The organism is Dinghuibacter silviterrae (assembly GCF_004366355.1).
GTDB classification, from domain to species: Bacteria; Bacteroidota; Bacteroidia; order Chitinophagales; family Chitinophagaceae; genus Dinghuibacter; species Dinghuibacter silviterrae.
Window position 1 is genome coordinate 259,046 of sequence record NZ_SODV01000001.1, and the last position, 23,382, is coordinate 282,427.

Sequence of the window (23,382 nt, forward strand, 5' to 3'; positions counted from 1 at the left end):
GTTTAGACCGGCAAGTTACCACGCCCGCTTTCCAATATCTAACACTTTATTGTAGAATACCGGTACTATTTTGCCGGCCGGCGGCGGACCAGCAGGAATACCACAGTGGTGCCCAGCACACCAATAAGGATGCCGACCCACAGGTACCGCATCGGGTGCGATCCACCCTCTTCGTCTTCTTCCCAGCCAGCCCCCAGGGCATATCCCAGCTCGTCCCTGACCTTGTCCAGGTGACGATAGGCGCTCCGGCTGTCCCCCGCCTGAATAAAGTCTTTACGCGTTTCGTAGGTATAGGTGAGCCGCACCGTATGGCCGAAGCTCTTGACGGATGTATGGAAAATAAAACCCGGGTCCTCGACCACCTTATTCCGCGACGCCAGGTCATAGTCTTCGGGCAACCGTACCTCCAACGTCTCCACATAGTGATCCGGGAAGGACAGCGCAAACGGCTCGTTCCTGTTTTTGTCTTTTAATTTGGGCAGGATGCTCCGGATCAGCGAGGCGTCGAAAGACGCTTTTGGTCCGCCCGCGTCCCTGGTCCACAGTTTGGGTACCGTGTAATATTCATGGGTGACAAAGGACCCGTCCACGGCGGTGTCCACCACACCTATGCTGTCCCGGACCCTGATCCCTTCGTAGGAATCCGCGTAAAAGTCCAGGTAGTTCTTTTGGATCTCACCCCGGCTGCTGGTGTTAAAATCCCCCCGGGCATCGTCCGCAAAAGACCCCGAATACCGCGTGGTGACATCCATCCGGGCCGAGCCCGACACGCTGTCGATCCAAAAAAGTTCATGACAGCTCACCATGCCCTTGTCCTGGAGAGGGATGACGGTCAGCGCCGTCGTCGTATCCGTGAGCACCAGGCCGCACTGGTAGTCCGGGTAAGCGATGTCCCGGAGCCTTCCCCTCTGGAAAGAAATGGTGGGGTCCAGCCAATAATATTTGCCGTCCAGCCACACCCGCACGGTCGCGTGATCAAAGTCATCCGTGGAAGGCAACTCGCGTAAAAGCCTCGACTTGTCGTCGGTATTAATCAACACCGGGTCAGCGGGTATGCCGAGGTTCCGGAGCATCGTACACAACAAGAGGGTCTTGTCCTTGCAATCCCCAAAACGCTGGTCGACCACCTGCCCGGGGTCATGGGGTTGGTGGGTGTTGGGCCCCATCTCGATCCCCAGGTACCGGACCTCGTCCTGTACAAACCGCAGGGCGGCCAGGACCTCCGCTTCCTTTGTGGGGCAGGTTTCGCGTATGCTCCTGATTTTTTTCGCCAGGGCCCCCGAGACCTTCCCGTCCGTTTGAAAAAGGGACAGGGCCCAGTCGTTGACTTCCTTCCAGCTTTGGAATTCACTCAGTTGTATGGAGGGATAGGGATCGTACCAGGACGGGGCGTCGTCCTCGTCGTCATAAGCGGGAACGTTGTCCAGGTTCCAGGTATACACCCTGGCCCCCGGCACCTTGCTCATCTGCGGATCGGGAAGCACGCTTTCTGATTTCCGTACCCGGAGGTCACGCCCCTCCGGACAAACCACCCGGTAGCGCAGGTGGGTCACGGGCACGCTATACCCCGCGTCCAGGGTTTCCGAAAACTTGTCCTGGAAGACCGGGTTGTTCCCGTTGACCGAATACGCAAAGTCCACCCGGTCACCCTTTCGGACGTCCTTTAGAAAAAGCATGGCCGTCAGGCCCCCGTTATAAATGCTTTTGTAGATGTCCTTTTCCTGGTGGAGGATCTTGAATCCTCCAGGTTTTAGCGCGTCGATGACCTTCGCCCCCCGGATGATCCGGATGTAGTGAAAAACCACCTGCTCGTAGGAAGGATCGAAGCCGACCGATACCTGCGAGGCATTTTGTACCCCCGCTTCTGTTTCCAGGCAAAGGACATTCCGATGATACGTGCTGGCCGTGGCGATGTTAAACTGGCGGTCCGCCAGGAAGTGCACATACCCGTCTTCCATGTCCCGGAGCGCGAGGGCTTCGTCGATATGGACGGGATACTCCTTCACCCAACCGGGGACCGGTCCCACCCGGACGCCCTGGGCCGTCACTTGCGTGACCAGCAACAACCACCACCACTGTTTCATAACTTCGCTTGCGTCGTGTCGGCGATTTGTTTACCAAGGCTGTCCGCCCAATCGATGATCAGTTTTTTCTGCGCCTCCGTCAGGACGGCGTCTTTATGGGCCCAGGTATACGTGGACAAGGGCATCGAACCGTTCTCCACCGTTTCGGCGATGTCCTTGAGTCTTTTGACCTTTCTTTTCACCGGGTAGGCAAAATATTCGTCAAAGTTCAGGTGACGCTTGCCCCCCTTGATATGATACGCCACCAGCCAGGACACCGGCGCCACCTTGTCAAACCAGGGATACCGGGAATGGTTGGAATGACAGTCGTAACAGGCCACACGCAACACCGCTTCCACACTGTCCGGTAGCGGGTAGTGGGCCTTCAGGGCATTCGGGTCGGGGGCGGAGGAAACGTTCGGGGCCGGACGGATCAGTTGGATCAGCACGACAAACACCAGGATACCGATAAGGATTTTTTTCAGCATGGGCTAAATATAATCCATTTTCCGTGTCTGGGCTCTCTTCCAGCGCACACCCTGCCAGGCAATTTCCGCCGACACCAGGAGCACCAGCGCAAAGATCGCCGGTTTCCAAGCGCTCCCGCTGTCCGTCAGCGCCCCGTTGAGCGCAAAGAGGTAGATCCCCACCGGCAACACGAACAAAACGCAAAGACCGGTCACGTTCAGGGGAACACGGAAAGACCGGGGCGTCCCCGGTTCCCTGATCCGCAACACGACGAGTGTAATAAATTCGAGGAACAGCGCCGCCCCATACAAAGTGATGTCGATGACCACCAGGTCCATAAAAGTCCAAAGGATCATCACACTCACTACCCCGGCGCACACCACGATCGACCGTGCGGGCGTCCCAAAACGGGGACTAAGCGCGCTCAGTTTTGACGGCAGCAACCGGTCGTCCGCCATCGCCTTGGGTACCTGCGCAACCGACAACAACACCGCCGCAAACAAACCCACCGCGCTCGCCATCCCCCCCGCCGCCAGCAGGATGCCCAGCACCCGTCCGCCGACCAGGACCCCCAACGCGGGAAAACCGTTGTCCCGGAGTACATCCGCTCCGATACCCGACCCCCTGGCCGTCATCAACGTCGCTACATAAACCAAAAGGACCAATACAAAGGCGATCCCCATCGAGACCACATAAGACCGCGCCGGCCGCTCCACCTGGTCCGCATACGTTGAGGTATTGTCCCACCCCAGCATATTCCACATCACGGTATAACATCCCATCCCCGCCGCCGAAAACCCCACCCCCTTCAGCGAAAGGGGCGTAAACGCGTAAGCGGCCGGTCCCAGGTGATACAAACCCAGCCCAAACAAAATGATAAAAGGGATCAGCACCGCCGTGCCCAAGATCAGACTCGCCCGCCCCACCGGCACCACCCCCAGGATGTTCAACCCCGCGCAAGACCAGATCAACCCCAGGCAGATCGGTATCTTCCACGCCGCCAGCCCCGGCAGGAACCAACAGGCATATTGCACAAACAACACCGGGTAAATCGCCAGGTCCACAAACGTATACAACCAGGTCCACCAGCCCTCAAAAAAGGCCCAGCGCAAACCCAGCCCCCGTTTGACCCATTGATAGTATCCGCCACCCACGGGCATCATCGCGTTCAGCTCCAGCACCGCCAGCATCGTAGGAATGTCCCAAAACAAAGGGGTGAGCAGCAGGATGAGGAGGCTCCCCCCATGCCCCCCATACCCCAACAGGGGCTCCATGCCATACGGCCCGCCGGAGACCGTGAAAAAAATCACGGCCACCAGCGCCAGGGGGCGCAGCAGTTTCTTGGTGGGGGGCGCGTTTGTCAACGCGCAATAATACACCATTTACGGCTTCGATGGAAACGTCACCTGCCGCAACACCGTCTCCCCCATGGGTACCAGCCGGACCGTTTCCGGTTGACCGGTAGCCGGATTCCAAAAGGACACCCCATCGGCGGAAACGCGCCCGCCGCGGTACGCATACCGCACCGCGCTATCCGGCTTGTATTTGTAGTCATAAAAACCAGGCAGGGGATAACGCCTGGTAACCACGGGCGTGGCCGGAATGGGCCGCGCCAGGACCAAAGCCCCGTTCATGAAATACGCATCCCCCTTGCTGTCGCGACAAACCCGCACACCCGACGACGTAAACGTGATGCGCACCTTACCGGGCCGCCGCACATATATGTACCCGTTCTTCCCGATATACGCCCCGGACACGGACACACCCGTCGCCCAGTCCGGCCGGCGGACCGCCAGCGTAAAGTCCACTGGCCGTGCCGCGTGCACCACAAAGGTCATCGCACGCCCATAAGGATAATCCGTTTCTTCGGAAATGCTTACCGGCACCCCCTTCCAGGCAAACCTGACCGTACAGGGCCCCAAGAGCGTCGCCACCGGCCCGGTCGGCCCCAGCATCCACATCTGCCTGACGTAATAAGGTGCAACCCGCCCGGCATTGGGCACACAACAAACGGCCACGTCCTGGTGAACGGGCGAATACTTATAACGTGTCTGCCGGGGATCATGGTCATCCCCGTTCAACCCGCCTGTCATCTCGTAGGAATTATCGGTCTTCAGGTAGGCGATGCAAGACGCATGAGGATCCCGCGCCCCCTGGGCCGCGTTAAAGAAAAGCCGCTCCACGCGGTCTCCAAAAACGGGAGCGCCCGTCTTCCCCAACAGGTCCGCGTAGCTGTCCAGCAATTCTTCCAAGGAACAATATTCATATCCCGTGGCGGTGGCATCTGCCGGCCGGCCCCCGATCCATTCATCCCCCGCGGGAGCGCCCGACGGCGTCAGTTCCCGGGACACCTTGTCCAGGTAGTCGTCCAACGCCCTCATCAGGAAAGGATTCCCCGAGGTGTATGCCGCCGCAGCCACCGCCCGTAGGTGTTCATAAGTATGCACCCCATGCCCGCGTAAATAGTCACCCGGGTCCACCAACTTCGCATATTGCGCGTCCTCGTGCAGGGTCTCTTCAGAAAAATCCTTATAAAGAAATAGGACATAGTCCAGATACACGCGCCGCCCCGTCAGCCGGTACAATTCCTCCAGCACGTCCGTAAACATAAGCCCATGAGAGAGACCGCCCACGTCCGGGCTTTTTGAAAAAAACGGACGGGATCTTCCCGCCGGGTAATGGACCATGACGTCTCCGACCGCCCGTTCAACCGCCACCAACACCTTCCGGTTCCTGGTATACGCGTACCACGCCAAAAGCCCCCGGAGCAACGTCGTCTTTGCCCAAAGCTCTCCGTTCTCTCCATCAAAACGATACCGGAGCCCCGGATCATAGACACCTAAATATCCATCCTTATCCTGCGTCGACAGGATGCGGCGCACATAAGCGGCGGCCCTCCTCAGGTAAACGCTATCGCCCGTCAGCACCGCCGACCGGATAAAGCCATCCCGCCAATTGCTTTGGGTTTCACTGTTCCACCAGAGGTACTGTACCTCTGCGGCGTCACCCCCACCCGCCAGCGCGCCCACATCTTTGCGCGTCACGTCCTTTGTCAACCGGTCTTTGCCATAGATGTCGTCCTTCACCACCAGGTTAGGAACGAGGCTGTCCAGGTGACCGGTGAACCCTTCCAGGTTTCCACGGATCTGCGCCGCGAGCCACCCGGCCGGCCGCACCGCCCCAAAGGGGAGCGGTGTAAAAACCTCCGGCCGCGGGGTCCGCTGTACAAACGCGGAATCCTGCCCAAAAGCAGCGCGACCCAGCAGCATCACTATGAAAAAAACCGAATGTCTTCTCATGACGCTTCATACAGCAAGGGATTCCTGGGGGTGCGGATCACCTCCCCCACCTTCGCACCCGGACACCAGCTGTTCCAGTCGGTCACCTGGTGTTCATTCCAGGGTTCCTTCAGCACCATATCCTTATCCATATAGATCATCGTCATCACCTTCCGCATCCGGTCCGTCCGGTTCGCTCCCGCCCGGTGATACAACCAGCCCGTATGAAAGCTGACTTCACCAAGGTCAAACGGTTCGATCACGTGACGGAACCCTTCCTGTTTGAGGGCAAACTCCAGGGTATCCTGGCTCTCGTCGCTGATCTCCAGGTCCCGGCCCTTCCGCATCCGGTGGCTCCCCGCGCTAAATTCCAGGGGCCCCAGCTCCAAGGGCGTTTCCTGCAAAGGGATCCAGACCGTCACTGTCCGGTCCGTCGCCAGGGGCCAGTAATACTGGTCTGCGTGCCAGGGCGTGATACCGCCCCCCGCCTCCTTGTACAAGGCCTGGTCGTGGTAGAGCCGAACCCCCTGCAACTCCAGCAGGTCCGACGCCAGCTTCGCCAGCCGTTCGCTAAAGACGATTTCCCTGACGGGTCCGGACTGCGTCCAGATGTTCATGATCTGCAGGAACGCCTTTCCATAAGTATCCCTTTCGTCCAATGGCAGGTGCTGGGTATTGAGCCGGTGCACCTCCCGGGTGATCGTATCGTCCATGTAATCGATCGCTTCGGGTGATAAAACGTGTTTCAGCTTGATAAAGCCGTTCTCCCGGAAAAAGGACACCTGCTCCTCCGTCAGCGCGTAGGGCTCGTCCAGCTCCTTGAGGATGTCCACTGTCGTTGTCATAGTATCTTTTTTGATTAAAGAATTCTCCACACAGCCACTCCCCAGGCGGGCAAAGTCACCGTAAAACCCGGACTGTCCACCGGCCCCACCCCAGGTCCAAACACTTTCCGGAGATGGGTCCCCGCCGGGAGGTCGATCGTCACGGGTTGCTCGCGGCCCGACAGGTTCACCGCCAGCACCATCGTTTCGTGCTGGGGTCCCCCCACCGTCATCCGCTGCGCCACCCGTTCCCATGAAAACACCTTTTCATTCGTATTCCTTACCGGAACATAGCGCCCCTCCGTCAATGCAATATGATTCGCTCTCACCAATAACAAGTCCCGGTACCAGGCCCAAAGCGAGGCAGGGGTACCGATCTCTTCCTCCAGGGAAATACCGTCATAAGGCTTCAGGTAGGTGCTGTCCCACCAGGGGCCGGTCCCTTTGTACCACAACGCCATCCCCCGGCCCGTATCCGCCGCGTACCATTCAAAAGCTTCGCGTCTTGGAATGTCATTGGCGTCCGTATTCCCAAACTTGTTAAAACCGCCGATGCCCGTCATACCGAGTTCCTGTCCGTAATAAATGGAGGGGATGCCCCCCAACATCAGGTTGAGCATCGCGCCTACCCTTTCCTTACCCGGATGTTTACCCACCCGGGAGGCAAAGCGGTCCATGTCGTGGTTCTCCAAAAAAACGACCTGTTCCTTCCCTGCCGGCAGCATCCCGAGGGTCGAATCCGCCGTCCGCTCCAGGTTGGTTTTGTCAAAAGAACCGATCGCCCCCGCCAACCGGAATGCAAAAACCCGGTCGACCGTCGCCTTGTCGAAATAGTCGAAGCCAAACGACCCCCAGTTGGCCTGTTCCGCCACAAAGGTCAGGCGGGGGTTGACCTGTCTCAAGGCGCCCAGCAGGGGTGCCCAGAAACGGGTAAACAAACCGGCCAGCCGCGGGTCTCCGTCCAGGTCATCCATGGTGTGGTCCAGGCGGAAGCCGTCAACCCCGTCGTCAAACCGGCCGTCCCCGTTGGGGTCCGCAAAAAACCCAAAAAGCCGTTTGTTATAGGCGAGTACCTGCGGATCCAGGAGGTTGACCAACGCCACCTTCCGGACCGCACCGTTGTATCCTTTGAGTTCCCGTATCCCCCAGATGATGGGGCTGGGTATATGGTGAAGGGAGTCGTCGTATAGAAGAAAAGAAGAGCCCCACCACGCATGCCTGTCCGTTACGTACTGGGTCTCCATATCCAGGTAAATCTTCATCCCCCGGGCGTGGATGTCCCGGACCAGGTCCAGGTAATCCTGCATCGTTCCGTATGCCGGGTCGATCTTTTCCCAGTCGTCCGCAAAATAATTGTGGTAAAACGCGGAAGCATACAACGGCGTCAGCAACAGGGACGTAATCCCCAGGCGCTGAAGATAGGGCAATTGAGCCCTAAGCCCCCGCAAATCCCCCTGGCCGTCCCCGTTTGCATCGCAAAAACTCCGCTGGAAAACGTGATAGATCACCTCCTGTTGAGCCCGGCCTGACATCGACACACCCATCAGTAAGACGATGGTATAGAGCATCCTTCTCATTGAAGCAAACCTAGCCAAGCCGGTGCAAAAAATATCCCACTATATCGCCATAAACTGGCACTATATTGACAAAAAACGGTAAATTGTTGGTGGAAAAGACACATTAAGTATGATAAGGCCGTCCTTTGAGGACATCGACAGCAAGAAGGGAAGCAATTCGTATCTAGCCTACCGGTATGGCGTACCGTTTTTCCCGTTCCAGTGGCACTACCATCCCGAATACGAGCTGACCCTCATCCTGGAAGGCTCCGGCGTGCGGATGGTGGGAGACAGCCACGAACACTTTTCGCCCGGGGACCTCGTCCTGTTGGGTCCTAACCTCCCCCATACCTGGGTTAGTGAATCCACTTCCGCCGCCGTGGTGATCCAGTTCTCCGAAGCCTTTATCGGCCCGTTTCTTCAATACCCTGAATGCGACCGCATCCGCAGGCTGCTGACGCGCTCCAACCAGGGGGTATTTTTCCAACGGACGACAAAGACGATGGTGGACAACGTCTGTTCCCTGCCCACCCAAAAAGGGGTGGCCCGGATCACCGCCCTTTTGGAAGTGCTCCAGGCCCTCGCCTCCGCTTCGGCCCCATCCCTGGCCTCCCCCTACTTCCAGCCCGCCCGCGGACGGAAAGCCGAGGGACGGATCAACAAAGTTTGCCAATACATACAAAAACACTCCTCCGAAGACGTATCCCTGCAAAAGATAGCCTCGCTGGTGCATTTATCCGAAAGTGCGTTTTGTAAGTTCTTCAAGCGGACGACGGGCAAGACGTTCTCGGATTATGTGGTAGAGATCCGCCTGGGACATGCCTGTCATCTGTTAAGCGAGTCCGACGACCCGATCTCGGAGATCGCTTACCGGTCGGGCTTCGACAGCCTTTCTTATTTCAACCGGGTGTTCCTGCGCAAAAAGGGTTTGCGACCGAGGGAGTTCAGAAAGGGCGTTAGCGGTAGTAACCATAATAATGATGGTGGTAAGGTTCCCTTACGACTAAACAGGAACTAAACGCGGCGGCAACTGCCAAGGCTACGAGTACAAGTTTAACGTGTTTCATAAAATAGATATTTACTTATTAGAGCCGCCCCGGCTCTTCCCGTTTAGCCCCGAACGGGGTTTTACAGGATTATTAACAGAAAAAGCGTATTTTACTTAGGTGCGGAAAATCACTGCGATATGCCTCTTTTGCACCCTGATCCTGTCTCAATACGGACGGTTCCTGGCCTATATGCAGTGTACCATCAGCGGCCTCGTCAGCCCCGGCGAGCCCTGCGATTGCGAAAAACAAGTCCCCGCCGACTACCGGGCCGACGCCCGCGACCTGCCCCCACCCAAGGGGATGAACGTCGTTTTCGAGGAATACTACCTGCCCGTGTCGCCCTGGGCGATGCAAACACCGCCGGGGCTGCGCCCTGACGCGCCCACCCGCGGGTGCCCCGGCTATACCTTTACCCGTCTTACCGACATCTTTCGCCCACCGCGCGCCTGACCGGACATACCACGCCCGACCGCACCGCCGAAACGCGCGGCCGAACGGGCGAGCCGAATGCTCGCGGCCCCAACAGGCCGCCGGCGACACGTGGCTCCCGATGGGAGCCCAGGATTGTTTTACCCATTAACAAACACACAATGACCCGTCTATATGTTTTCAGCAGCCTCCTACTGCTGCTGACCGCCTGCGCCCATACGCGCCCCGCAACCGCCCACTTCCAGGGAGACACCACCATCGCCTTCCACGGCGACACCGCCTACGACGCCAACGGCCAGCTCATGCTCCTGGGAGAACACCCCCGGACCGACCTGGAACAAAAACCCTTTGCCCGCTGGTTTGACAGCGGCTACGCAGCGTATACCGTGGACACGGCCACAACAGCCCTGATAAGCCCGTTGCTAAAGGACCGCACCTTTGAGATCTTCATGGGCACCTGGTGCGGCGACAGCCGCCGGGAAGTGCCCCGCATGTTCAAGATCCTCGATGCCTGCGGCGTACCCCGGGACCACATCCGCCTGATCACCCTGGACTACCGCGGTCGCATGTACAAACAAAGTCCACAGCACGAAGAAGCCGGCTTGGATATTGTACACGTCCCCGACCTCCTTGTCAAAAACGGAACAGAAGAACAGGCCCGGATCGTCGAATCCCCGGTTGTTTCTCTGGAAAAGGACCTGCTCTCCATCGCCCGGGGCGAGCCATACCAACCCCAATACCGCGCCGCCTGGTGGTTGAGCCACCAGCTCAGGCAAGCCGGACCAGTCGATGAACCCGCGCTCGCCGACAGCATAAAAGAAAAGACAAAGGACGCTTTCGAACTATGCACCCTGAGCTATGTGCTCTACCTGCATGGAGACACAACAAACGCCTTCTTAACAAAGCGCCTCAACGCCGCCGTATTCCCCGGGAATAAGGCCGCCCAAAAATGGCTGGACACCCACGTCATTAAAAAAGGCTAGCGATGGACATCCCCCCCATGACCAGGACGACGATCCATCCCGCCGCTTGCATCCAAAGGGGATGACGATACCCCTGCATGAGCGCTGGCCGTGTTGCTCCGACCAGCAGTACGGCCAGCGCGAAAGGCAGGATAAAGCCGTTGACGAGGCCCGCCAGCAACAACAATTCCCTGGGCTTGCCGACGACCATAAAGATCAGCGTGGAGACCACGATGAACAAAGTGATCCACGCCTTCTCGTACTTTGCAAGAACAGGATGAAAGGTTTTGAAAAAAGAGACCGCCGTATACGACGCCCCCATGACCGAGGAAAGAGCGGCGCTCCAAAGGACCAGCCCGAAGATGTGCAACCCCACAGCCCCGGCTCCGTAGGCAAAAACACTGGCGGCCGGATTGTCCTTGTCCGGCACCGCGCCGTGCACGATCGCGCCTACCACCGCAAGAAAAAGAACAAACCGCATCAGGGTGGAAATCAGGATGCCGCTGACGGCGCTGGCATTGACCCTTTTGATATTATCCCGGCCGGAAATCCCCGCGTCCAGCAGGCGATGCGCCCCGGAAAACGTAATATAACCGCCGACGGTCCCCCCCACGATCGTCACGATGGCCTGGGCCGACACCTTCGAAGGAACAAAGGTGTGGGCCAGCGCCTGGCCAAGGGGTGGATGCACCGCGCAAGCCACGAAAAAGGTAAGCCCGATCTTGAGGACCCCCAATACCTTGGTGAGGTTGTCCAGCATCCGGCCGATTTCTTTGCTCCAAAACAACAACAGGGCGAGTGCCCCGCTCAAGGCTGCACCGGTCCGGAAAGACAACCCGAACAGGACATTCATCCCCAGACCGCAGCCCGCAATGTTCCCGATATTGAAGGCAAAACCACCCAACACCACCAGCAGACACAACAGGTATCCGAGCCCGGGGAAAACCTGGTTCGCGAGGTCCTGGGCACGCTGACCGGACACTGTGAGGATCCTCCAGGTATTTAGCTGGGCCCCGATGTCCAGCAATACCGACACCAGGATCACAAACCCAAAGCTGGTTAGGAGCTGAGCGGTAAAAACGGTGGTTTGGGTCAAAAACCCCGGCCCGATGGACGAATTGGCCATCAGGAAAGCCGCCCCCACGACGGCGCCGCCCGCAGACAGGCTAAGGCGCCTGGATCCCGATCCCTTCATGGATAAGCCTATTTCTGATGGTCTTGGCAAAAGATACTGCGTGCGCACCGTCCCCGTGCAAACACAGGGTGTCGGCTGCGATGCGCACGACGGCACCGGACTGGCTCACCACGGTCCCTTCCCGGACCATCCGCAACACCTGGGCCAGCGACTGCGTTTCATCTTCAATAAGCGCCCCTGGCGCGTTCCGGGGTGTAAGGCTTCCATCATCCTGGTAGGTCCGGTCTGCAAATACCTCGCTGGCGGTGCGTAATCCCAGGCGGCGTGCTTCAGTAATCAGGTGACTTCCGCTCAACCCGTACAGGACAAGCGCCAGATCAACCTCCACGACCGCGGAGGCAATTGCGTGGCTCAATGCCGGGTCGCGAGCCGCCATATTATAGAGCGCGCCATGGGGTTTAACGTGGTGCAAAGTAACGCGCAGCGAGCGGCACACCGACGCCAGGGACTCGATCTGCCGCAGCACCAGCGCAAATACCTCGGACGGCAGCAACGACATTTCCACCCGACCAAAGTTCTCCCGGTCTTCAAACCCAGGATGCGCGCCCACAAAAACCCCATGCCGCATCGCCAGCTCCACCGTACGCCGCATGGTGTCCTCATCCCCCGCATGCCCGCCGCAGGCAATATTCGCACTGCTAATCAGCGGCATGAGCGCCTCGTCGTCCGGCATCCCTTCTCCCATGTCACAATTCAGATCGATCCTTTGCATATTCCTGTAAATATTTGCCCAGGCGCAGTTCACAGGCACCCTGGAGTTGTTGTATGTATTGATCCCTGGCCACCAGCAGGTCTTCGGCTTCGGCGCCGGTAATCAGCTCGAAGGCGACCCGCTCACCCGGCCGGCATTGGGCCAGCCGGGGTATGTCCACGCCGGCCACGTGCGCCACCCGCGGATACCCCCCGGTCGATTGATGATCCGCCATCAGGATGATCAGTTCCCCGGACGGCAGCAGTTGCAAGGTACCCCTCGTCACCCCGGTAGAGATCAGTTGGTCCGGAAAAACCGCTTTTAGGGAAGGCCCCTTCAACCGGTACCCCATCCGGTCACTGTGGGCGGTAATGGTAAACGGCAGGGACAAGAGCAACTGACGGGACGCTTCATTGATCCAGCTCCATTCCCGTCCCTCCACAAGGCGTATGGCCGATCCCTGGCGATACATCGGTTGTACGTCGGCCTTCCAGGGCAGGACGACGGCGTCCCGGTTCCCCGTGATGGAGGGGTGTATCCCCCGGCCGAACAAAGGAATCTCGTCCTGTTTTTCCAGGGTCCGGCCGTTATAGCCCCCCGCCCCCGCCTTTAGGTTCGTGCTGTAGCTGTTGAGCCAGCGGGGAACGTGAAAGCCATCCCGGACCGCCAGGTAACACCGGGCGCCACGGACGGCCCCTTTGAATTCAAGGACGCTGTTTTGCCCTACGACCACGGGTGTATTCACGGGCAGGGGGATACGGTTGACCGTAGCCCCGAAGTCCGCACCGCTCAAGGCGATGAGCGCCTCCTCCTGAAAAAGGAAAACGCCCGCCGGAAAGTGCAGCTCGATCACCGCCTCCGTGGGTTCATTACCCACGAGCATGTTGGCTACCCGGAAGGCCACCTCGTCCATGACACCCCCGGGATTGATCCCCAGGTGCTGGTAGCCCTTCCGGCCCAGGTCCTGAAGGCTGTCCGCCATCCCTTGTTTAATGACCTGTATACCCATAATATGCGTCCAGGGTTATGGGTACGAATCGCACCCGGTCGCCCGCCCTGAAAAACACCGGGTCTTCCGAAGCGGGATCGAAAAGGGCAAGGGGCGTCCGGCCGATGATGTGCCAGCCCCCGGGAGAAGAAACGGGGTAAATACCCGTCTGGACCGCCGCGATGCCCACGCTCCCCGGCGGGATATGCTTGGCCGGCTCCCGCTTGCGCGGGACGGCGATGCGGTCGTCGACCATACCCATATAGGCAAAGCCGGGCAAAAAGCCGATCATGTACACCTTGTATTCCCGCCTCGTATGGAGTTCTACCAGGACTTCCGGAGACACTCCCTTCTGGCGGCAAAGCGCCTCCTGGTCGGGCCCGAGGCTGGGGTCATAACACACAGGCAGGTCGATACGCCGGGAGGGCGGAAGGGGCATTTCCCGCTGATCTTCCAGCAGGTAGCGCAACTCGCCGTAAAGCCACTCGTAAGCCGAAGGCGCGCCGGTCACCCGCCGGGTCTGCACCGGGTCATACACCAGCGTCAGCGTCTGGTAAGCCGGGATCAGGTCGGTCACGCCCGGGATCTTTTTTTCCTTCAACCACTGGAAAATCCCCAGGATGGCATCGTTGGTTTGCTCGTCGATACCCTCGCCCCATTGTATGGCCAACGCCCTTTCCCCAACGGGATAGATGGTGTACATGTATTAAATATATCCAATAATTGCTAGATTGTGCACATGGAAGTGCACTACCATCCCCACATGCCCAAGGGTGAGAAAAAGCCTTTCAGGGAATACCTCCTGGAATTCCTGATGATTTTCCTGGCGGTGACCATGGGTTTTGTCGCCGAGAACATCCGCGAAGCGATCCATGAGCGGCACATTGAACACGAATACATGGCTTCCCTCGTTTCGGACCTCCAGGCGGATACGCAAAAACTGTCCCTGTATACCGATACCCTGCGCTCCGCCTACGACGGCCTGGGTACCCTGGCGACACAGTGCTACTTGCCAAAGGGCAAGATGGAAACAGCCCGGATGTACTATGCCTACCATCACTTCTGCCGGAACTGGTACGACCTGAAGCTCTACGACAAAACCCTCGTACAACTCAAAAGCTCCGGCAATCTTCGCCTCATACCCGCCGCGGTGGCGGATTCCCTGGCGGGGCTCGACGACCAGATCCAGTTTTTCAATGACCGCATGGCCTTCTTCCTGGAAGCCCAGACCAAGGTGGTGGACGAGGGGCTGGCCTTCTTTGACTATGCCGTATATGTAAAAGCCAATACACGCCCCGATGGGAGCCTGAATTTGCACGATGAAGGCTTTCTCCACCTTGAGCGTAACCCACCCCTTTTAAGCTACGATCCCCCGGCCTTGAAGCGTTTTGCGGGCCGGATCGGTATTTTCCGGAACCTTGCCGGTTTGCGTCTGGAGGGCATGCAAGCCTGTAAAACGATGCTCTCCCGGAACATCGCCTTTCTCCAAAAAGCCTATCATCTTACCGAATAAGCACCAGGGTTCCCTTATAGAGTTGCTGCCGCCCCTCGGTGAAGGTGATCAGCGCCATGTACACATAAGCGCCCGGGGCGGCCGGCTGCCCATGTGCGGTACCGTCCCAGCCCAGGGAGGGGTCGTTGGGGAGGGCATTGGAGGATTCAAAAACGGGTTTGCCATACCGGTCGAATATGGCCAGGTGACGGATGCTTTGCACGTCCTTGCCCCCCATGATGAAAAAGATATCGTTCCGCCCGTCCCCGTTGGGGGTAAAGGCGCCGGGGATATTGACTTCCCCGCCGGTATATGTTTTGATCAGGGCGTAGGCGGTATCGATACAATAGTATTGATTCCGTACGACAACCCGGTATTGCTGGGTGTAGGGTGCCGTGAGCAACGGCTCCAGGCAGCCGGTGCAGGAGAGGTTTTCCCCGGGCGTCCATGACGCCAGCCCGGGAGCGCCGCCGCTCACCAGGGCGGTCATTTGCAGCGTGGCCCCTGTCGGCACACTGGTGTCCGAAGGTACCAGCACCAGGGAGAAAGGCGTGACGGCCACGGACGCGCCGTTATTCGTGAAGTCGGTCTCGGGGATGCTGTCCTGGCCGTTCACCGACGCCCTCAGGCTGTCTCCGCCGGGGAAAGGCACGATCAGGTGATAGGAGACACACGGTGTGCCCACCAAGGCCGGGGTCACAAATACGGGCCCGCTCTGAAAGGCCACCGGTATACCCGCCCAAAGGCTGTCATACCCGTTGTTCATACAGACCGTAAAAGCAACCATCACGCTGTCCTTGTTATAACACTGGGTGGTATCGATCGTCATCGTAAAATCCGGCGGCAGGATCATGACGGGTACGCTGTCGGAAACCGTGCAACCATATTGGGTCGTGACCCGCACGCGGACCATGCTTTTGCCAAAAACCTGGACCGATGGGGTCAGGCAATTCAGACAGCTCAGGTTGTACTGCGGTCCCGGCGCCCAGACAGCGGTAAAGGTTTCCTGGTCGCTCCCGACAATGTTCAGAAGGTAAGACGATTTGCGGATGACCTCCGTGTCGGCGGGTGTTATAGCAGCGGAGAACTGGAAGCCGCTGATGCTCGACTCGTTGTTGGTATAGTTTGATTCCAGGATAGGTGTGTTGGGCATGACCAGGGGGACCTTGGTGCTGCTGTCGTTGATGACCGCGTATAGCTGGTTCAATCCGATCTGTCCCGCAGCCAGGGTGACCTTATAGGCGATGTCGCAACAATTGCCCAGAATCGTACCCGGCACAAAGAATGGTTTTCCCAGGATATGCGCCGTGGGCGTAGAAGGATCCGCATCATAAAAGGTGACCGGGATGCCTTTGGGCAGGGGGGCATATCCTTCGTTACACACCACCACCGACGCCTGGAGGCTGTCTTCGTCGTAACAATGCACGTTCTCCAGGGTCAGTACGGCATCAGGCGTAGGGTCGGCAACCGGTATGATAAAGCCCTCCGTTGTATCAACACACGACCCGTTCGTGGCCACCAGGCGCATGGTGTCCGTCCCAGGGGTGTTGAAGGTGTAGGTCAGGTTCGGAGCGGTGGATACCACACTGTCATTGAGCAACCATTGATACGTCACCCCATTCACCGAACGGTTGGTGAATTGTATACTGTCCAGGTAAATAGGATTCTTGGAGGCAATGGCTTGCTTGTCCGCATAAAACCGGGCCATCGTCCCGCACGAAACGATGACGTTGTCCGTATAAGACGCGTAGCACGAAGGATTGGCGTTAAAGGCCTTCAGGCTGACCGTATAGGTACCGGAAGCGGGAACGGTATAGCTGAAGTTGGTGCCCGTAGACACCACGGCCCCGTTGACACTCCATTGATACTGCGTGGCACCGGTCGAGGTGTTCGTAAAGTTCACCGTATTCCCCGGATTCGGATAAGGAAGATCCCTGGTAAAGGAAGCGATGCTCCCCTCCGTGCAGGCCGGCGTACATTCATTTTGCAAAAGGGAGCTCCGCACGGTCGCGATGGTCGCCTGCATCCGGACCGCCTGCCCCTGGGTAAATTCATTGATACAGGGCGCATTCCCATAGCTCATGAAGTTTGAGATCAGGTCGGGCACGTCGGTGGTAAACCCGGACAACGTATCCGTGCTGCAGGAATTCACCGGCCGGTTGCAGGCAGGAGAGCTGAAGATGTCCCTTTGCGGGGGCGTGTCACAAACCATATCCCCATCCGTGGCGCAGTTGTTGTTTTTGCAATCCATCCCCTGGAAGGTATGGTAAAGCCCCAGGTAGTGACCCATTTCATGGGCCAGCAGTTTGCCAAAACCCGTCACGACAATCCCGTCCAACGTGCTCCCTGCACTGGGGGGCATGGTGGCATAGCCCCCTTCGTTCATCCTTACCCAGGCCCCACACTGGAAAAGGGCGATGTCCTCCTTTTTCAGCGTGCTGACCACCCAGATGTTGACATAGTGCGTGGGATCCCAGTCCACAAGGCCTTTAACCTTGTCGTCTTCCATATCCGCTTCTTCGTCCCCCAAGAAAGACGTGGTCCGTGTGATCCCCGTGGTATTTCCACCAAGCGGATCGGTCTGGGCGAGGCAAAAATGAATATGTGTATTGGCGCCCGGCCCGGTGGCGTACACGCCGGTGTGCGCAAAGGCATCGTTAAGGTCCTGGACGGCGGCCACAATCTGTGCATCCGTGACAGCCGAAGGATTGGTTCCTACAATATGAAAAACGACGGGAAGCGTATAATCGACCAACGCCGGCTCTTTTTCCTCGGCCTTTAGGATTTGTTCGTTGATCCGTTGCTCCTGCAGCCTGAAGGTAGCGTCGAGACGTCCGTTGCGCATTCTTTGTTCGGTTCCGCAAGTGGAAGCGAAATAAGAGGCACTGATGGGATGCATATAGGAAGGAACCTGGCCACGGGCGGTGAGCGCGAGCATGCAGCAGATGAGTAGCGAGTATAGACGGAATGTATTGGATTTCATTGGGTAGTGGCAACCAAATATACTTCAAAAAGTATACCATTCCTAGAATTTATACGCCAGTCCTACCCCTCCGGGACCGACCCGCATCTCCAGATTCTTCAGATTGTTGTTCAAACGCACGGAGTTCCTGTGATGCAGCAGGATCATGAGCGCATCCATGACCCCCAGGCAGCCGCCCTGTATAGAAATACTACTACCATATCCCCGGTATTGCTCCTTCGATACGACGTTTGATTCCGACATCCCTCGTTCCCTCAGATAGAAACCGCCGGTGATATACACGAGGTCGATACAAAACCGCCCAACGCCTCCATGGCGTTGCGGGTATACGTATTGCGGCTGACGGCCAGGCTATCGTTAAAGCTGTTTTGGCTCAACCCACGGATAGAAATGAGCAAGGCCACGACGAGGAACTTTTTCATACCCTTAAGATACGAACCGGCGGCCCACTTGGATGCCGCACCTGCGAAAAGACGCCCCAGCGGCCTTGCCATAAAAAAAGCCGCCCTTTCGGGCGGCCTGCTGTATTCAAAACCATCTGCGTATGGAATAATTAATGACGATAGATCTGGCGGCTGATATGATTCTCCTGGTGGTTTAACAACCGTTGATCACCCCTGGTGATATGACCGTGGTCGAGGCGGGCCATAGACCGTTCTTCCATCCGGACATCATGGTCTTCACGATGGAGTTTAAAGGCCTCCGCGCGGCTCATCCGCCCGTCGTCCACCTTCCGGTCGATCCGGCCGTATTGGTTACCCAGGCGGTCATTGACCTGGTCGCGGCGGGGATGCGTTTGAGCAAAATGTCCGTCGGCAAAAGAACTGGTAGTGATCAGAAGACCGGCAGCCATCAACATCGTAGTAAAGATTTTCGTTTTCATAATTCTAGTTTTTCGTGTTGTATATAGGATCTTCTACCGTTCTTTTCGTTTAAGGCTTTAACCATTTTTAACGATTGCCTCTCCGCCCACCATGGGGCCGTCCGCGGAAAGTTCGCTACCGGGTTTCTTCGACTTGAACAACGGCCACAGGAATTGCACATACCACTCCTCCTGCTGGTAGTGTTTGATCCCAAACGTCTGGGGGTATCTGCGGGTGATGATCCCCGTGCCAAAGAAGATGTCCCAGAGAAAAAACATATTCCCGAAATTGCCTTTGTAGTGCCCTACCCCGTCGCCGGTGGTATCGGCATGATGCGCCTGGTGGGTAGCGGGTGTGGAAATCAGCCGCTCCAACACCCAGGCGATCGGATGAAGCACCCTGTATTTATAAAAGGGCTTGTCCCAGGGTATGCTGGAATGGGCCGACAGGGTGATCAGCGACTTGATGCCCCCGACGAAAAGCGCGGGATAGCCCAGACCCAGGTACACCAGCGCAGCCGTCAGATAAGTCTGGGAAAAGAAAATCGTATAAATGATGTTTTGCCGGCTGGCCATCGCCATCCCCATATAGGGTGCCGAGTGATGCGTCCGGTGGAACCGCCACAGGAAAGGCACCTGGTGGTGCAGCCGGTGGTACCAATATTGCGTCAGGTCGTCCGCCACCGCGATGATAAAAAAGCCCCACCAGAAGGGTACCCAGGCAAAGGTCCCCTTCAAACCCGGGAGGGCAAGGGGCAACAACCTTAGCGTGGTATACGTCAGCAACGGACGGATGATGATCTTTGGTGCGATAAAGCAGACGATGTCCAGAAACCTTTCATTCCGCGTCCACTTACGCTCGTACAAACCATAGCCGAACTCGACGAGGCCGACCACCACCATGATGGCCGGCAGGCCCCAGGTAGACAGGTTCTGGAAGACCGCCTCCAGGAACGCCGGTGCCTTGAATCCCAGCGTAGGCGTCACCGTATGCAGCCAGGGACGGCTGCCCGTCAGCCGGAAGGTCAGCAACATCAAGGCCAGCGGGGCGAGGTAGAGAAAGACGCTGATGACCGCGTCCCGGGTAATTTTTTTCATAACGATAGCGATTATAGGATGTGACGAATCAACCAGAGCCCGCCGAAAAACAACAGGAACGGCACCAGGGCGATGACGATACCCACGGCGATCTTCCTTAGCAAAATGTCAACGTCATGGATGATCATAAAGGACGGTTTTATGGAATTTCCGTGTGAACACGTCTTGCCAATCGATAAAGGGATAGATGTTGTACCGCTTGGCGTCGGTCTCGAACTGGGCCTTTAGCTCGGCCAGCTTTTCGGGGTATTTCGACGCCAGGTCGACCTGTTCGTTAAAGTCTTCGTCCAGGTGGTACAGCTCCCAGGTATCCTTGTCATAGTCCCTGTGAATCGACGTATCCGGACCACCCGGCCGGCTCAGGTCCAGGATGTCCGGGTGGTGATAGACCTCGGCTTTCCAGCCGTCCTTGTATACCGAGCGTGCACCGAAGATGTAATAGTATTGTTCCGTATGACGGGAAGGCGCGTTACGGTCGGTAAAAGAATAGACCAGCGAGGTCCCCTGCAGCGTGTCCTGGGTCACGCCCCGGATCTGCGAGGGGAACGGTATGCCCAGGAATTCCAGGGTCGTCGGCAGCAGGTCGTTAACGTGTCCGTACTGGGTACGAATGCTCCCGGCGTCCGTAATGCCTTTGGGGTAGTAAACGATAAGCGGGTTCCGCGTTCCGCCCTCGGCGTTGGCGTCCTGCTTCCAGTATTTAAAGGGCGTATTGGCGGCCTGGGCCCATCCCAGGGGATAGTTGGTATTGTGCCCCTGGGGCGTACCGACCTCCCCTAAGGAGTCGAGGTTCCTGCGGACCGCTTCTTCCTCGGGTAAACTCCGGCTGAGCGTTCCCCTGTTGATCGTACCGGCCAGGGTCCCTTCCTTACTCGCCCCGTTGTCCCCGATGATCACGAAGATGAGGGTGTGGTCCAGTTGTCCGCTTTCCCGCAAATAATCAACCAGTCTTCCGACCTGGTGATCCGCATAGGTAAGGTATCCCGCGTATACTTCCATAAACCGCGCGTACACCTTTTTCTGGTCCGCCGTCAGGCTGTTCCACGCCTTGATATTCGGATTCCGGGCAGGCAGGGTGGCGGTGGCGGGGATGATCCCCAGGCGCTTTTGATTCTCGAAAACGCGCTCCCGGAAAACATCCCATCCTTCATCAAACTTGCCTTTATACAGGTCGCTCCACTCATGAGAAACCTGGTGGGGTGCATGCGTCGCGCCCGGGGCATAGTACAGGAAAAAGGGTTTCGTGGGCGCCGCCTTGTGCTGGGCCTGGATAAATGCGATGGCCTTATCCGTGATCTGCTCGTTAAGGTTTCGCCCGTCGGGTTTTACGTGGGCGTTGTCTTCTACCAGGTCCGGCTGGTACTGGTCTGTCTGTGACCCCAGGAAACCAAAAAAGCGTTCAAACCCTTTCCCGCTGGGCCAGCGATCAAACGGCCCCGCGTCGGTGGCATCCTCGTCCGGGGTCAAACCGTATTTACCCACGGCAAAAGTATTATACCCATTGTCCCTGAGGATCTCCGCAATCGTTCCATCCTTGGACGGTATGCGCCCGTCATACCCGGGAAAACCCGCCGACAGGCTGATGTGCGAAAACCCGCCTTCGTGGACGAAATGGTGATTCCGTCCCGTCAGCAGCGCCGACCGCGTCGGCGCGCAGATGCCGCAAGTGTGGAAGTTTGTATAGCGAAGACCGGCCGCGGCCAGGCTGTCGAAAGTAGGGGTACGGATCACGCCCCCAAAGGTGCTGCTGGCGCCAAAGCCGACGTCATCCAAAATGATCCAGATCACGTTGGGTGCTCCTTGGGGCGCCCGCGTGGGTTGTTGCCACCATTCGGTCGATTCGGCCAGCGTCCGGCCCACGGTTCCCTTGTAGGTTTGGGCGGTCGCGGGCAGGGTCAGTGCTGCCATGATGCCCGCTGTCAATAAGGTTTTGCGCATATTTTTTTGTTTATGGTCTACCACCCCGCGTTTTGCGTGAGTAGGGAATTGAGTTGTATTTCGGTGAGCGGAATAGGGAAAAGCGTATCCTTGACCGCGGCGCCACCCCCGTTGGCCACCTGCTTGGCTGCAATGGTGGTGACGGCGTCAAACAAATACGTACCGCCCCTGCGCGCCAGGTCGAACCAGCGCTGCCCCTCCTGTATGAATTCCTTTCGGCGTTCCAGAAAAACGGAGTCGCGGAAGGCCGCCTGCGTTAACCCGGTCGACAGGTCGCCGATCCCGGCCCTTTCGCGGACCTGGTTGATCGCCGTATAAGCGCTCCCCGTGGGCCCCTGGAGTTCGTTCAATACCTCCGCCTTTAACAACAGGATCTCGGCATACCGGATGACCGGGTAATTCAAACCGCTCTTGCTTTGATTGCTCAGCGGGGAAAGGCTATAATCGACAAATTTGTTCAGATAAGGCGTATAAGCATTTTGAAAGACCACGGTCTGCCCCGTGGCTGCGTTGTACTGAGTGGTGTAAAAGGTCACAACCTTCCGCGTATCCGCGTTGGAGAACAATTGGGAAACGCTGCTGTCCGCGGGAACGTCGGCCGGCCAGACCGACGTATTAAAGGAGGCGAAGCTCAGGCTTAGAAATTGTTCGCTGTTCACGGCCCCCAGGTTGCTCTCGAACTGCACCGAGAAAATATGCTCGATCCCGTTCTTGGTCGCCTTTTGAAAGGCGTCCCTGAAATTCGGGAACAAGCCATACAATCCGCTGTTAGTGACCGTGTCGATCTCCGAAAGCGCGTCCGTCCAGTCCCTGCGGGTCACATACACCTTTGCCAGCAAGGCGTGCGCCGCCCCGCTGGTGGCCCTTCCTATATTTGCCCCGGTGTAGATCGCCGGCAGTTGGGTCGCATCGTTGAGGTCATTGATGATCTGCGCATAGATGCTGTCCACCGAAGACCGGGGAATCTTGAGCGCATTGACGTTGACCGTGGCGGGATCGTGCAGCACCAGGGGCACGGGCCCGAACATCCGCACCAGGTTGAAATAGAGAAGGGCGCGTATAAACTTGGCCTCCCGTACCAACCGGGGCCGGAGCGTCGTATCGGCAAACTGGGTCAGCGGTATTTGCGGGATGTTGTCAATCGCTACGTTGGCCCGGCTGATCCCATAATAGTGCTGTTGCCAGGTCTTATGGACCCTGTCGTTGGACGATACATAGGTTTCCGTCCCCAGCGCCCGTACATCGGGATTGGTATTCGACGGACTGTATACCTGGTTGTCGCTCGCATTTTCTATGAGCAGGTTGAGGTTACGGCCATAGATCGGAAAGTCACCGGCCGGATCGCTGTTCAGCGTACTGTAGACCGCCGTTACGGCCGCCACGGCATCCGACGAGGTCTTATAAAACTGGGAGCTCACGATCTCCGAATTGGGGTTCTCCGAGAGCTTATTGCAGGAGACCACCAGCAAAGCTGCCGGCAAAAATATTTTCTTCATCGAAATTCAT

Annotated in this window: 21 protein-coding genes; 4 read left to right on the top strand and 17 right to left on the bottom strand. The window is 57.7% G+C overall.

The window, feature by feature from the left end; all coding sequences use genetic code 11:
* Positions 1-65: 65 nt before the first annotated feature.
* The 6 genes from EDB95_RS01105 to EDB95_RS01130 are packed head-to-tail and all read right to left on the bottom strand — an operon-like array spanning position 66 to position 8,210.
* Positions 66-2,084 carry a DUF3857 domain-containing transglutaminase family protein gene (locus EDB95_RS01105; RefSeq protein WP_133989735.1) on the bottom strand — a complete coding sequence of 673 codons (2,019 nt, stop codon included), beginning with the start codon at positions 2,082-2,084 and terminating at the stop codon, positions 66-68.
* Positions 2,081-2,551, bottom strand: coding sequence for a heme-binding domain-containing protein (locus tag EDB95_RS01110; RefSeq protein WP_133989737.1), 471 nt, complete (start codon positions 2,549-2,551; stop codon positions 2,081-2,083). Before EDB95_RS01110 ends, EDB95_RS01105 begins: the two co-directional genes overlap by 4 nt.
* A gap of 3 nt (positions 2,552-2,554) precedes the next feature.
* Positions 2,555-3,895, bottom strand: a complete 1,341-nt coding sequence (locus tag EDB95_RS01115) for an APC family permease (protein ID WP_162852443.1) — start codon at positions 3,893-3,895, stop codon at positions 2,555-2,557.
* Between the two features lie 18 nt (positions 3,896-3,913).
* The gene (locus EDB95_RS01120; protein WP_133989739.1) at positions 3,914-5,830 is read right to left on the bottom strand and encodes a beta-L-arabinofuranosidase domain-containing protein; all 1,917 of its coding nucleotides are present in this window, start codon (positions 5,828-5,830) and stop codon (positions 3,914-3,916) included.
* Positions 5,827-6,654 carry a phytanoyl-CoA dioxygenase family protein gene (locus EDB95_RS01125; RefSeq protein ID WP_133989740.1) on the bottom strand — a complete coding sequence of 276 codons (828 nt, stop codon included), beginning with the start codon at positions 6,652-6,654 and terminating at the stop codon, positions 5,827-5,829. Before EDB95_RS01125 ends, EDB95_RS01120 begins: the two co-directional genes overlap by 4 nt.
* Before the next feature lie 14 nt (positions 6,655-6,668).
* Complete coding sequence (locus EDB95_RS01130) at positions 6,669-8,210, bottom strand: alpha-amylase family glycosyl hydrolase (RefSeq protein WP_133989742.1); 1,542 nt, start codon at positions 8,208-8,210, stop codon at positions 6,669-6,671.
* Positions 8,211-8,319: 109 nt separating this feature from the next.
* Between EDB95_RS01130 and EDB95_RS01135 the strand changes: the two genes are divergently transcribed.
* The 3 genes from EDB95_RS01135 to EDB95_RS01145 all read left to right on the top strand — a co-directional run bounded on the left by EDB95_RS01135 (position 8,320) and on the right by EDB95_RS01145 (position 10,650).
* Positions 8,320-9,207 carry an AraC family transcriptional regulator gene (locus tag EDB95_RS01135; protein ID WP_133989743.1) on the top strand — a complete coding sequence of 296 codons (888 nt, stop codon included), beginning with the start codon at positions 8,320-8,322 and terminating at the stop codon, positions 9,205-9,207.
* Positions 9,208-9,355: 148 nt separating this feature from the next.
* Positions 9,356-9,688 (top strand): hypothetical protein, encoded by a 333-nt coding sequence (locus tag EDB95_RS01140; RefSeq protein WP_133989744.1) that lies wholly within the window; start codon positions 9,356-9,358, stop codon positions 9,686-9,688.
* A 140-nt stretch (positions 9,689-9,828) separates the two neighbouring features.
* A complete protein-coding gene (locus tag EDB95_RS01145; protein ID WP_133989746.1) occupies positions 9,829-10,650 on the top strand; it encodes a hypothetical protein in 822 nt (273 codons plus the stop codon).
* Here EDB95_RS01145 and EDB95_RS01150 read toward each other — a convergent pair.
* The 4 genes from EDB95_RS01150 to pxpB are packed head-to-tail and all read right to left on the bottom strand — an operon-like array spanning position 10,637 to position 14,206.
* Positions 10,637-11,824, bottom strand: coding sequence for an NRAMP family divalent metal transporter (locus EDB95_RS01150; protein ID WP_133989747.1), 1,188 nt, complete (start codon positions 11,822-11,824; stop codon positions 10,637-10,639). The two genes, EDB95_RS01145 and EDB95_RS01150, sit on opposite strands and share 14 nt — an antisense overlap.
* Positions 11,796-12,575 carry a 5-oxoprolinase subunit PxpA gene (locus tag EDB95_RS01155; protein WP_246073432.1) on the bottom strand — a complete coding sequence of 260 codons (780 nt, stop codon included), beginning with the start codon at positions 12,573-12,575 and terminating at the stop codon, positions 11,796-11,798. The genes EDB95_RS01150 and EDB95_RS01155 overlap by 29 nt, the downstream gene beginning before the upstream one ends.
* Positions 12,511-13,524 (bottom strand): 5-oxoprolinase subunit C family protein, encoded by a 1,014-nt coding sequence (locus EDB95_RS01160; protein ID WP_133989748.1) that lies wholly within the window; start codon positions 13,522-13,524, stop codon positions 12,511-12,513. Before EDB95_RS01160 ends, EDB95_RS01155 begins: the two co-directional genes overlap by 65 nt.
* Positions 13,505-14,206, bottom strand: a complete 702-nt coding sequence (pxpB, locus tag EDB95_RS01165; RefSeq protein ID WP_133989750.1) for a 5-oxoprolinase subunit PxpB — start codon at positions 14,204-14,206, stop codon at positions 13,505-13,507. Before pxpB ends, EDB95_RS01160 begins: the two co-directional genes overlap by 20 nt.
* Before the next feature lie 36 nt (positions 14,207-14,242).
* On the opposite strand from pxpB, the gene EDB95_RS01170 reads away from it, so the two are divergent.
* Positions 14,243-15,016, top strand: coding sequence for a hypothetical protein (locus EDB95_RS01170; RefSeq protein WP_133989751.1), 774 nt, complete (start codon positions 14,243-14,245; stop codon positions 15,014-15,016).
* On the opposite strand, the gene EDB95_RS01175 is transcribed toward EDB95_RS01170, so the two are convergent.
* From EDB95_RS01175 to EDB95_RS01200, 7 genes are all read right to left on the bottom strand, one after another.
* Positions 15,006-17,978: a M43 family zinc metalloprotease gene (locus EDB95_RS01175; protein WP_133989753.1), complete on the bottom strand. Its 2,973-nt coding sequence runs from the start codon at positions 17,976-17,978 to the stop codon at positions 15,006-15,008. The genes EDB95_RS01170 and EDB95_RS01175 overlap by 11 nt on opposite strands.
* A gap of 42 nt (positions 17,979-18,020) precedes the next feature.
* Positions 18,021-18,221, bottom strand: a complete 201-nt coding sequence (locus tag EDB95_RS01180) for a hypothetical protein (protein WP_133989754.1) — start codon at positions 18,219-18,221, stop codon at positions 18,021-18,023.
* A gap of 11 nt (positions 18,222-18,232) precedes the next feature.
* Positions 18,233-18,400, bottom strand: a complete 168-nt coding sequence (locus tag EDB95_RS27195) for a hypothetical protein (RefSeq protein ID WP_162852444.1) — start codon at positions 18,398-18,400, stop codon at positions 18,233-18,235.
* Between the two features lie 131 nt (positions 18,401-18,531).
* The gene (locus EDB95_RS01185; protein ID WP_133989756.1) at positions 18,532-18,861 is read right to left on the bottom strand and encodes a hypothetical protein; all 330 of its coding nucleotides are present in this window, start codon (positions 18,859-18,861) and stop codon (positions 18,532-18,534) included.
* A gap of 57 nt (positions 18,862-18,918) precedes the next feature.
* Complete coding sequence (locus EDB95_RS01190; RefSeq protein ID WP_133989757.1) at positions 18,919-19,938, bottom strand: sterol desaturase family protein; 1,020 nt, start codon at positions 19,936-19,938, stop codon at positions 18,919-18,921.
* A gap of 114 nt (positions 19,939-20,052) precedes the next feature.
* Positions 20,053-21,876 carry an arylsulfatase gene (locus EDB95_RS01195; RefSeq protein ID WP_133989759.1) on the bottom strand — a complete coding sequence of 608 codons (1,824 nt, stop codon included), beginning with the start codon at positions 21,874-21,876 and terminating at the stop codon, positions 20,053-20,055.
* 17 nt (positions 21,877-21,893) lie between these two features.
* Positions 21,894-23,372: a RagB/SusD family nutrient uptake outer membrane protein gene (locus EDB95_RS01200; RefSeq protein WP_133989760.1), complete on the bottom strand. Its 1,479-nt coding sequence runs from the start codon at positions 23,370-23,372 to the stop codon at positions 21,894-21,896.
* Between the last annotated feature and the right edge of the window lie 10 nt (positions 23,373-23,382).